8 protein-coding genes are annotated in these 11805 nt (G+C 45.7%); 6 read left to right on the top strand and 2 right to left on the bottom strand.

Translation table 11 applies throughout. The annotated features are described in order from the left end of the window. Positions 1–17: 17 nt before the first annotated feature. The 5 genes from C7460_RS09005 to C7460_RS08985 are packed head-to-tail and all read left to right on the top strand — an operon-like array spanning position 18 to position 7232. Complete coding sequence (locus C7460_RS09005; protein WP_115867917.1) at positions 18–656, top strand: MBL fold metallo-hydrolase; 639 nt, start codon at positions 18–20, stop codon at positions 654–656. Next, complete coding sequence (pssA, locus tag C7460_RS09000) at positions 653–1327, top strand: CDP-diacylglycerol--serine O-phosphatidyltransferase (RefSeq protein WP_185148293.1); 675 nt, start codon at positions 653–655, stop codon at positions 1325–1327. Before C7460_RS09005 ends, pssA begins: the two co-directional genes overlap by 4 nt. Positions 1328–1350: 23 nt before the next feature. Then, the gene (gene porU / locus C7460_RS08995) at positions 1351–4728 is read left to right on the top strand and encodes a type IX secretion system sortase PorU (RefSeq protein ID WP_115867768.1); all 3378 of its coding nucleotides are present in this window, start codon (positions 1351–1353) and stop codon (positions 4726–4728) included. A gap of 30 nt (positions 4729–4758) precedes the next feature. Continuing rightward, on the top strand, positions 4759–5976 hold the full coding sequence (gene porV / locus C7460_RS08990; RefSeq protein ID WP_115867767.1) for a type IX secretion system outer membrane channel protein PorV: 1218 nt from the start codon (positions 4759–4761) through the stop codon (positions 5974–5976). Beyond that, on the top strand, positions 5976–7232 hold the full coding sequence (locus C7460_RS08985; RefSeq protein ID WP_115867766.1) for a M16 family metallopeptidase: 1257 nt from the start codon (positions 5976–5978) through the stop codon (positions 7230–7232). The genes porV and C7460_RS08985 overlap by 1 nt, the downstream gene beginning before the upstream one ends. On the opposite strand, the gene C7460_RS08980 is transcribed toward C7460_RS08985, so the two are convergent. Together C7460_RS08980 and hemA are read right to left on the bottom strand one after the other, a co-directional pair. Beyond that, a complete protein-coding gene (locus tag C7460_RS08980) occupies positions 7233–9398 on the bottom strand; it encodes a WG repeat-containing protein (protein ID WP_115867765.1) in 2166 nt (721 codons plus the stop codon). It lies immediately after the preceding gene. Between the two features lie 31 nt (positions 9399–9429). Next, on the bottom strand, positions 9430–10689 hold the full coding sequence (gene hemA, locus C7460_RS08975) for a glutamyl-tRNA reductase (RefSeq protein ID WP_115867764.1): 1260 nt from the start codon (positions 10687–10689) through the stop codon (positions 9430–9432). A gap of 198 nt (positions 10690–10887) precedes the next feature. On the opposite strand from hemA, the gene C7460_RS08970 reads away from it, so the two are divergent. Next, positions 10888–11799, top strand: a complete 912-nt coding sequence (locus C7460_RS08970; RefSeq protein ID WP_115867763.1) for a ComEA family DNA-binding protein — start codon at positions 10888–10890, stop codon at positions 11797–11799. Positions 11800–11805 lie beyond the last annotated feature (6 nt).

Genomic DNA, 11805 nt, shown 5'->3' with positions numbered 1-11805 from the left:
CATTGTCACTCAATAATATGGAAATAAAAACGCTTGTTTTCAATCCATTCTACGAAAACACCTATATACTCTTTGACGAAACCAAAGAGGCCGTTATTGTAGACCCAGGGTGCTATGAAGATTACGAACGCAAAGAGCTCATAGCTCAAATAGAGCAAAACGATCTAAACGTAAAACTGATTGTAAATACGCACTGTCACATTGATCATGTACTGGGAAACTACTACATGAAAGAACATTTTGGCTGCCCACTCTGGATTCCTGAAGGTGAAGCCGAAATATTTCGTGCTGTGACCGTATATGCTCCGCAATGGGGTATCACACAATATACCGAAGCACAGCCTGATAAACTGATGAAAGAAGGGGAGCCTATACGTTTTGGCAACACTGTACTGAATACTATCTGTGTTCCAGGGCACTCGCCTGGTCATTTTGTATTTCACCTCCCTGAAGAGCAAACATTAATCGGGGGAGATGTGCTTTTTAAAGAAAGTATTGGCCGTACAGACCTACCCGGAGGGGACCATGACCAACTACTTCAAAATATCAAATCCAAGGTCTACACGCTCCCGGATGATACCACGGTATACCCAGGACACGGACCACACACCACCGTAGGCCATGAGAAGCTTCACAACCCATTTGTAAAAGGATGAAAAAGCACATTCCTAATTCACTCACCTGTCTCAACCTCATCACAGGAGCAATCGGATGCATAGCAATCATTCGAGGTAATAGTGAATGGGCCATCTATTTTGTATTGATCTCTGCTTTTTTTGACTTTTTGGATGGCTTTGCTGCACGCCTGCTGCACGTACAATCGGCCATCGGCAAAGAACTGGACTCTCTTGCAGATGTAATTAGTTTTGGATTGCTGCCTTCTTTGTTTGTTTTTGCTCAGCTGGAGCAACAGCTAGATCAGCCATACCTACCTTACGTGGCTCTCCTGATAGGGGCATTTTCGGCGATTCGACTGGCCAAATTCAACACCGACGATCGTCAATCAGATCAGTTTATAGGGCTACCTACTCCGGCAAATGCTCTACTGCTGACATCTTTGCCATTGCTTCCGAGTGCCATTGACCTGAGTGGCTACCCACTGCTCGCTTTGGCCCTGGTCACCTGCTACCTTCTGGTGGCACCCTTGCCCATGATCGCATTAAAATTTAACGATTGGTCCTGGAAAAACAACCAACTCAAATATTCATTAGTCATCCTAATAGTGCTGCTGGTGGCCATGTTACAGCTCAAAGCATTACCGTTTGTTATTCCGGCTTATGTCGTATTGTCTATCATTGGGAATTTTCGCCCTGCGAAAGACGTTTAGCACCTATTGTATCACACTAAACCATGCACTCATTTCGTTGGAATTTTCTAATGCGTAATATCCTCACCAGTCTTTTCCTACTTAGCGCTAGCCTGACATTCGGGCAAAGTGTGCTGTCTTCGGGCTCCTGGCACAAGATTGGGATTTCCAAAACAGGTGTTTACCGAATGGATCGGGAGTTTCTCCGCTCCAAAGCAAACCTTCCTTCAGATGTAGACCCACGCACCATCAAGGTATTTGGAATGCCCGGAGGACTGCTACCACAGCCAAATAATGAAAACCACTACTACGACCCTCAGGAAATAGCTATTTATGTAAGTGGGGAATCTGACGGCACACTGGATGAGGGCGATTATGTGCTGTTTTACGCTGAAGGTCCACACCGCCTCACCCTTACAGAAGGTCACCCTTCTCTCGAACAAAACATCTACTCCGACTCCACCTACATTTTGCTAACCTACGGAGGTGATCAGGGCAAGCGAATAACACAGCGTACCGCCCTTACTTCCACTTCCTCCAGTGATACCTACACGCAGTACATCGTACACGGCGAAGACCTCATAAGCCCATTTAGAACAGGAAGAAAATGGTTTTACCAAAAATTCTATGCTCAGGAGAGCAGAAAAACTTATGAATTTGAGACCAGTGATGCGGACAGCCTCTCCGTTTGGATAGAAGTAGCGAGTAACTCCACCAACGACAATGCATTTGAATTTGCCTTGAACGACGAACCCCTGGGCTCGGTGACCATGACCCCAATTCTGGATTTGCAATATGGAGATAAGTTCAGGTATGAGTCTTTTTACGAAAAAGCACTCCTGAAGTCTGATGACATTCGCCTAAGTATTTCACTAAATATCAGCGGCATTGGCACAGCATACCTCGACTATTTTATACTGGGCATCCATAAAAAAGCCAGCATACCACCTTCAGGCATGTACATTTACCGTGATTCCGGTCAAGTACAGTCCTATCGTATCAGCAACAGCAATTCGGCTGTTCAAATGTGGAACGTTAGCAACCCTTTGGAGCCGATTCGTATTCCCGCATCCAATGACTCCAACTCAACCTTTACCGCAGACCATAGCGAAACACGCCTTGTAGCCGTGGACCCCTCAGCACTCCCTGCCCCATACTATGTGTCGCGTATTGCCAATCAAAACCTAAAAAGCAATACCAAAGTGGATGGCATCATCGTGACGCACCCGTTGTTTTTACCACAGGCAAACCGACTCGCGGCATTTCATCAAAGCTTTGATGGCTTATCAGTAGCTGTAGCTACTACTACGGAGATCTACAATGAGTTTGCCGCTGGGCGTGAAGACCTTACTGCCATTCGCAACTACCTGAAATACTGCTACGACAATGGTGGTCTGCTAAAATATGCCCTGTTGTTTGGAGATGCTACTTATGATTACAAGCAAATACAAGCTCCCCGAGACCATAATTTCGTTCCAATTTACCAATCCTTTGAAACCAGCCACAATGTGCTCTCACATAGCTCAGATGACTACCTTTCATTCATGGAAGACGATGAAGGTGGCTGGTCTGAAGGTGTACGAAAGCAGGATCGCACCAATGAGTACTTGCAGCCCTATCAGGATCACACTTCAGATATCGGCATTGGGAGGCTGCCCGTAAAATCAGCCGATGAAGCCGAAGCACTGTTGGATAAAATCATTCGCTACAAAACCGCACCACAGGCATACGGTCCATGGCGAACCCGACTCGTATATCTGGCAGATGATGGAGACAACAGCACCCACATGCGACAGGCAGAAAGCTTTTCATCCATTGTAGACAACCAGTTTATTCAATACTCCACGGATAAATTATACCTGGATCGCTTTGAACAGCCTGATAATGCCCAGGAGAATGCTCCTGCCAGAGAAGCACTAAAAGCGGCTATTCATGAAGGTATATTCATTCTTAACTACATGGGCCATGGCAACCATCTGCAGCTGACTGACTGGGATGAACTGGTAGTCACCAAAGACATGATTATGGAGCTCACCAATCGCCACAAATTACCGTTTGTAGTGACAGCCACCTGCGATTTTGGCAAGTATGACAACCCCACGGTAGTATCAGGAGCTGAAGAATTTCTCTTGAACCCTGACGGAGGAGCAATCGGTCTACTGACAACTACTCGTCCTGTTTACTCTAACACCAACTTCCCGGTAAATGAGAGTTTCCACTACAGTGTTTTCCAAAAAATAGATGGACGCCACCCCAGACTCGGAGACGTAATCATGTACACGAAAAACAACAGTTTAGAAGGGCTAAAAAATCGCAATTTCGCCTTACTCGGAGACCCCATGCTCCAACTCAATTACCCTGAGTACGACATAGTTTTGGATCAATTTACGGAAACCGACACCCTCAGCGCTTTGCAGGAAGTCACCATATCGGGCAGAATAGTAAATGGCAACAGTACTGTCACCAACTTCAACGGCAAAGCCCTGCTAAACATCTGGGACCTACCTCAATCTAAGGTGACGCTGGGTGATGAAAATGACCCTTTTCAATTTAGAGATCAAACCAATGCGTTATACAGAGGTGAGCTTACGGTGAAGGACGGCATGTTTGCGTCAAACATCATTTTACCGAAAAGCATTTCTTATAGTTTTGAATCTGGCAAACTGGACTTGTATGCATGGAATGCAGACGATCGCATCGATGCCAGCACAGCGACTAAAAACTTTGTGCTGGGTGGCTCTGCAGAAGAAATAGCAGATGACCACATCCCACCTGCGGCCAGTTTGTATTTAAATGACCCCACGTTTCGTCAGGGAGATGTAGTGGGCCCATCGAGCTTGCTTATCGCAAAACTGTCAGACGAGCACGGCATCAACATTTCCACAAATGGCTTCAACTCAGGCCTTACCTTACAGCTCAACGACGAAGAACCATTTGAAGTAAACAAATACTACACTGCAGATCTGGACACTTATAAAAAGGGCACACTTCTGGTGCCATTAGAAGGCTTGAAAGCTGGAAATTACACCGCGCAGTTAAAAGTTTGGGACGCATACAATAATTCTGCCGAATACTCTGTTAAATTTAAGGTGTCTGAAGCTCCAGTCATCAGACTATACAACACCAAAAATTACCCGAACCCAATTTCTCAATATGGAGAAACGACTTTTAGTTTTGAACATGACCGAGCAGGTGAGGACCTTATGATCCAATTTTTTATCTACGACATGCAAGGGAGTCAGGTACATGGATGGGAGCACACGCTTACCAATAGCCCAAGAAATGTGAGTTTTGCTCATGACCTGAGCAACCTGGACAATGGCGTACTGGACAAAGGAATCTACCTGTACAGAATACGAATAACAAGCTCACTGGATGGAGCTACCAACGAAGTGATCAAAAGACTAATAGTCATTAATTAATTATCTTTGCCAACTTTAAAAACCTATTTAATGAGTTTACGTCTAGACAAGGCCCTAATCACACTACTGGCCCTCTTCCCGATCCTGGCACAGGCCCAATCTGCATATATTTCAGGACAAGACAGCTCTCGAAATCCTATTACTGTAGCCGTTCCATTTGTCAGTTTTGCACCAGATAGCCGTGCATCTGCTATGGGCGATGCGGGTGTAGCTTCTGCACCAGATGCCTACAGTACTGCCTGGAACAACGGAAAGTTGGCTTTTATAGAAGATGATCTTGGATTTTCATTTTCATACTCGCCATGGCTGGGAAACATTGTGGACGACATGTCGCTCAATTACCTGACATTCTACAAAAAAATCGACCGCATTCAAACGATCGGTGCTTCACTAAGGTATTTTGACCTGGGTGAAATTCAGCTTACAGACTCTCAGGGCGAGCCTTTGGGACTGGAAAACCCACGTGAAGCGGCCTTTGACGCTACCTACTCCAGGAGGCTCACCGAAGACATGGGGCTGGGAGTAACACTGCGCTATATCTGGTCCAACTTATCTGGTAATATCACCGGAGCACCGGATGCAAAAGCAGGTACCAGTGTCGCCATTGACGTAGGGTGGTATTACAACAAAGAGCTCATTTTCAACGGCATGAACTCCGAACTCTCTTTTGGGGCTCACCTGTCTAATTTCGGCCAGAAAGTAACTTACAGCAACGATTCTAATGAGGACTTCATACCTACCAATCTCAGACTAGGTACAGGCTTCAAAATGAACATCGACCCTTACAACAGCATCTCTGTTTTGCTAGATTTCAACAAGCTACTGGTGCCTACTCCTCCTATCTACCGCACCGATGAAGACGGAGAAATCGTTTATGACCAAAATGACAACCCTGAAATCGCACAAGGTAAAGATCCTAACCGACCACTCCTCAGTGGAGCATTTGGCTCGTTTACGGATGCCCCTAGAGGGTTTAGCGAAGAGATGCAGGAGATCATGGTCTCAGCTGGTACGGAGTACAAATACAAAGACATCTTTGCGGTGCGCTTCGGCTACTTCTATGAGCACGAAAACAAAGGAAACCGTAAGTACTTTACTGCCGGACTAGGCTTTAAATATCAGGTTTTCGGTGTGGATTTTTCATATCTGGTGCCTCAAGAAAACAACCACCCGCTTGGAAATACGCTTAGACTTTCTTTTGTCTTCAACTTCGACACAAAGGATAACGAAGCACCAACTGCCAATTGATGCCAGACCGAACCAAAGCACCAGAGTCTTCTGTAATAGATCTACCAAACCTCCCCGCACTACAGACAGTACATCTGCCTTGCGGGCTGGATTTACACCTGCTCAATCAAGGGCAGCAACCTGTCGTCTTATTTGAAATGGTGGTGCCACTAGGGCGCTGGGAAGAACCCAGTGCCGGACTGGCGTATTATTTGTTTAAGATGCTTACTGAAGGCACTCCAACTAAAAGCTCTGAAGAAATTGCTTCATTTTTTGACTTTTATGGTAGTCACCTGGAAATCACCCCAACTCTGGATGCGGTAAACATCAAGTTGTATGCACTGAACAAGTTCTTTCCTGAGCTGGTCAAGTTTCTGACGGATCTGCTCACAGAGAGCTCCTTCCCCAAACGAGAGTTTGAGACCCTTAAGCAAATTCGAATAGAGCAAATTCGACAACAATATTCCCGCAATAATGCATTTGCGAGCTTGAAATTTCGCGAATTGCTATTTGGTGCTGAGCACCCTTACGGTCTCATGATATCTGAAGAGCAGGCACGCAAAACACAACGTGACGACCTGCTAAATCACAAAAACCTTCTGTGCACCCAGCCGCTCCTCTTTATTACTGGCATGGTGGGCGAAGATGAAATAAAAGCTGTAGAAAGTGCATTTGAAGGATTCCCACAGACACCAACTCCTTCCAAACGAACTGCTTTTACCAACACCGGAAAGAGCCAGACAATCACCCGTGAAGACAGCACCCAGGCCAGCCTGCGAATAGGCAAAACAACCATCAACAGGCATCATGAAGACATTCATAAGCTAAAAGTTGCAAACGAACTTCTAGGGGGCTTTTTTGGCTCACGCCTCATGAAAAACATTCGAGAAGAGAAAGGCCTGACCTATGGCATACACTCTTCATTTCTACACCTTCACCATGCATCTTATTGGTGTATAGGCTCAGAACTACTCAGGGACAAGGTGACCCTGGGCCAGGAAGAAATCCAAAAGGAAATCACAAAGCTCCAACAGTCTCCTCCTGAACAGGAAGAGTTCAGCATGGTGATCAATTACATGAAAGGTAAGTTTTTGAGCTCTTTTGACTCGCCGTTTAGCGCCCATGGACTTATCAAAAGCCTAAAGCTGGCTCAACTCCCAGAGAGCTATTTTATGGACTTTTTCGATACACTACAAAACATTAAACCAGAAGACATTTCGCTGATGGCCTCCAGGCATTTCAATCAGGATGATATTACCACCCTGGTAGTGGTTTGATCAGTTGTCCCGAAGGAGTAGATAGTCTCCTTTGATTTGAATATCTGTGTAATCAAAGGGCACCCGGGTAAAACCTTTGTAATCCAACACGCCCTTTTGTCCAGCCCTACTCGCGATGATTAGTTCTTTGGGTGTATCCTCCAGACTGTCATAGTTGGGGCGGACTATAAAACGACCGTTTACATCCACTAAGCCCACTTTTCCATCCCAGTCCGTGACCCGATAATTGCCCGTGCCAAGGCGCTCAATATACTTCCACCGCGTGGCTACCACCTCTTCTCCCTGCCTGGTGATGAGCCCATAGCCCTCCGACACCTGCACGATAGCCAACCCATTCTTATACACACTTGATGACAGGTAAAAGGGCTGAATTCTCAAGATCTCCGACTTGTCTATAAACCCCCATTTACCCATCAGCTTAATGGGAGCGTAGCCTTCCTGAAAATACTGCGCAGAGTCATAGCGATTGGCTATTCTCAGCTTGCCGTTGGTATCTACAAAACCGTGCTTTCCATCTTCTATGATATGAAAGAAGGACTCCTCAAAGGTGAGGACTTTCTCCACTCCGTCTTTTGGGCTTAGTAGCTCTCGGCCATCTGCAGCCAACAACGTGACGCCTGTAGAATCTACCAACTCATAATACCCACCTATGACGCTCACAGACTGATACTGCGGGTGCACATAATAGCCCTCATGGGTAATGACACCACTCGCTCCAGCTACCCGGTCGTATATGCGCAGGGCTCCGGTAGAGTCGGCCAATGGAGATACCTCAAAAGGAACGCTGTGCAACACCTCTCCGGCATGGTTTAGTACATAAGAAGCTCGTCCTCTGGTGCCGATGTAAAACTGACCATGAGCGTATACAGAATCATATTCTGGCAAAATGAGCCACTCATCAGCAAATGAAGAAACGCCCCATTTACGGTAGCTACTAGCTAAAAAATGATCCGGATGGGTAGCAGGGACCACAGCATCGTAGCGATAGTTGACAATACGCTCTCCGGTAAAATTGATCCACCCCCAATAATCATTCTTTTTTACCGGTACATTTCGTGCGTGCGAGTGGCCTACCGCCTGAAATGGACGTTCATTTATTTTTCTTCCAAAGAGGTTGTAAACATCCCATTGGTCACGTGACTTTGTGAAAAAATAATGTGCGTCCACAGCCACCGAATCAAACCCAGTGGCAATTTCCCGACCGTCTGTTTTGTGTATTTCCCATTGGCCAAATGCTGAATTTTCAGTAACCAAAAAGCCCTGATTGATATAACGCAACTGACGCTGCTGGTCCTTAAACAATAAATCACTTGCTGCCAGTATATGCTCTGTGCGATTGACATGTGCTATCAGCAAATCTTCCGTCTGGTGATAGACAATTGAATCACACAGAATTTCCATACTCACGCTTTCATCACCAATGAGCTTTACTTTCCAATTTGGAAAAAGCCCTTTGCCGTTTTCGTCTATGCGCTTAAAGTGTATTGGCTGCTTAAGCTCTCCAGCAGCCGTCATCACTCCGAAGTACCCTTCCTTCTCTACCAGATAGTCTTCACCATAGGCAGACAAAGCATCTACCCAATATGCCAGCAATGGCACTCCTTCACGACTAATGGGCTTCAGCTGGTTTTGATCATTTTCCATAACCAATAGCTCGCCCACCAAATGAATATTTGCGTAATTCATAGGCACCAGCACCTCATTGCCTGGTGACACCAGCCCATACCGGAGTTTGCCGTTGGTATATTTTGCTACACGTAGCTGGCCAGCCATTTTGTCTATGGTATAGTACTTTAGGTCTACAACCACCCGGCCTTTGGTATCTATCAGCCCACGCTGTACGCGGTTGCTAAATTTTGCCCGTACTCCAGCCTCAAACAAGTCATCATGAAATGGCTTTAAAATGGCATACTTGGCACTAGAAATTTTCTTGCTTTTGATATTGATAAGGCCCCATCGGCCATTTTCATAAAAGCCAACAGTGCTGCCTACGATGGCGCTTTCACCATCAGACCAACCGAGCCGCTCATAAATAGCAGGTACTACCACTTGCCCTTCGCTATTAGCTACCCCCTGAAAGCCACCTGATGTAATGATATGTAGTCCTTCTGCATGCAAGCTAATGCTGCACACAGCCATCATAAAAATGAGGCAAAAAATCCGCATAGGTCAAATATAAGAAAATGCGAAGCGAGGTTTACTCCGCAGGTTTGCTTTCTTCCTTTTCCAGGTTGAAAAGGTCATTGAGGACGCCTACCAGAGACTCAGCCTCGCCACGCTTACATGCAGCTTTGAGCTGTAGCACCGGAAGCTTAATTACTTTCTGCATCATGCTCTTGGTGGCTTTTTCCAGCATTTTGGCTTGCTGCTCATCCACTTTCCCTACATATCGGGCCAATTCCGCTTTGCGAATATCCTCCAATGCCTGCTTAAATCGCTTGATTGTGGGAGACACTTCCATCTCCTGAGACCAGTTGTTAAACTCCGCTATGCTCTCAGCAATTATTGCCTTCACCTGCCCTACTGCTTCATGTCTGCGCTTTAGTGCCTGACTGGCACGTTCCTGTAGTTGGTCCACATTGTAAAGCAACACACCGTTGATTTCCTCTACTGCTTCTTCTATACTTCGGGGCACCGAAAGATCTATAAGCATTTTCGGATGTTCATTTCCGCTCAGCAGAGACGAAGTAATGATTGGCTCCGGAGCTTGTACCGCACTGATCACCACATGCGCAGATTTTACTACTTCAGAGAGGCGCTCATATGCTACAGCCCGATGGCCAAACTCTTCCGCATGAGATTGAGCTGTTTGAAAAGTTCTGTTTACCAGACATACATCTGCTGTAGCGCCTTTCAGGTTTTCGGCTACATTGGCACCGATCTCCCCTAAACCAATCACTGCTACCTGAGGCGCAGTGTAGTTATGCATAAACTGATTGGCTATATCCACAGCCGCTGAGGCTACAGAAGCCGTTCCGTCCCGAAATGGTGTTTCCTGAACCGTACGTTTATTGGTGTAAAAGATCGTGTGAAGAAGCCTATGCAAAAATGGACCTGCCATATCTTCATCTGCAGACCACTGGTAAGCCTTCTTTACCTGATTGGTGATCTGAATATCACCCAATACCTGTGAATCCACTCCCAAGGACACCTCAAACAAATGATTTACTGCCTCCTCATACGGCATAGCTCTGAAGTAACCCGCCGCAGGTTGATCCAGCAACCCATGAAACACATCAATAAGGCCGGCAATTTTAGATGCCAGGTCTTCTGAGGAAGTGTAATAGATCTCTGTACGATTGCAAGTAGATAAGACGAGGGCTTCGTCTACACCAAAGGTCTCCTTGAGCATAGTCATGAACTGCTTCGCCTGATTTTCATCAAACGTAACCGCTTCACGTACCTCGAGTGGTGTGTTTCGATATGATATCCCTACTGCCTTAAATTGTCTATGCATCAGATCCCTTCACTAAATTTGATCGCCTGCAAAAATAAAGCATGACGAACATTTTTCCATCCTATTACCATCAGAAAATCAGCCGGTTTACTCCCCGTATTGTCAGTTTCACTACAGACACCATACTACCGCACACTTAAAAGCAAGCACACACGTCACCTACGAATAATTTAGTATATTCGTTTTAAATAGCGGTTTATGTTAAGAGTTATCCGACAATGGATTTCAGATGCTCTGGGTTTTTCTAAATCCGAAGCAAACGGCACGATCACCCTGTTCGTTTTGGCATTTTTGGGACTGGTAGTTCCAAAAGTCTATCTATACCAAACAAAAAGCTCGGCAAATAATTTTCAGCTTGACAAAGAATCTTTGAAGTCATGGGCTGCAGAACTCGAAAGCTCTTTTGTACTAAAACCCAAGCCAAAACCCAAAAATGAACCACCTCCCCTGGAACAATTTCCTTTCAACCCAAACAGTGCTACACTTTCTGAGATGATTCGCCTTGGACTCGGTGAATATGCCTCGAAAAACATTTTAAGTTATCGTGAAAAAGGAGGCCGCTTTATGGTAAAAAAAGACCTACTCCGCATATACAACATCCCCGAGGAACGCGTAAAAGTGCTTTGGAACTATATTCAGCTCCCGGATGAGCTGAAAGAACCGGAAGAAATCCGTCCATACGACAAACCAGCCCAAGCGGCCGAACCAATCAAAAAGTTTGAGGTAAACACCGCCACACCGGAGGACTTACGCCAGCTCAAAGGCATCGGACCGGTTCTTTCCAAGCGCATCGTAAGCTACAGAAACAAACTTGGGGGATTTCATCAGCCAGAACAGCTTTATGAAGTTTATGGATTGGACTCTGCCGTAGTAAATCAGCTTCGGCAACACCTTATTTTTGCTAGTGATGTTCAGCAAATTGATCTCAATACAGACTCGCTAAAACACCTTTACCGTCACCCTTACATAGATTACAATACAGCAAAAGTGATTGTCAATTTCAGGAAACAAAGAGGCCAGCTGGATGATGTAGAGCAGCTAAAGTCAATAAAGATCATAAGCGACAGTCTCTATCAGAAAATATATCCTTATCTTTCGCCGAATCCGTGACGGATA

Source organism: Marinoscillum furvescens DSM 4134 (genome assembly GCF_003386095.1).
In the GTDB taxonomy this organism is placed as follows: Bacteria; Bacteroidota; Bacteroidia; order Cytophagales; family Cyclobacteriaceae; genus Marinoscillum; species Marinoscillum furvescens.
The sequence above is the reverse complement of the archived record's forward strand: the minus strand, read 5'-3'. Positions and strand labels throughout refer to the sequence as shown.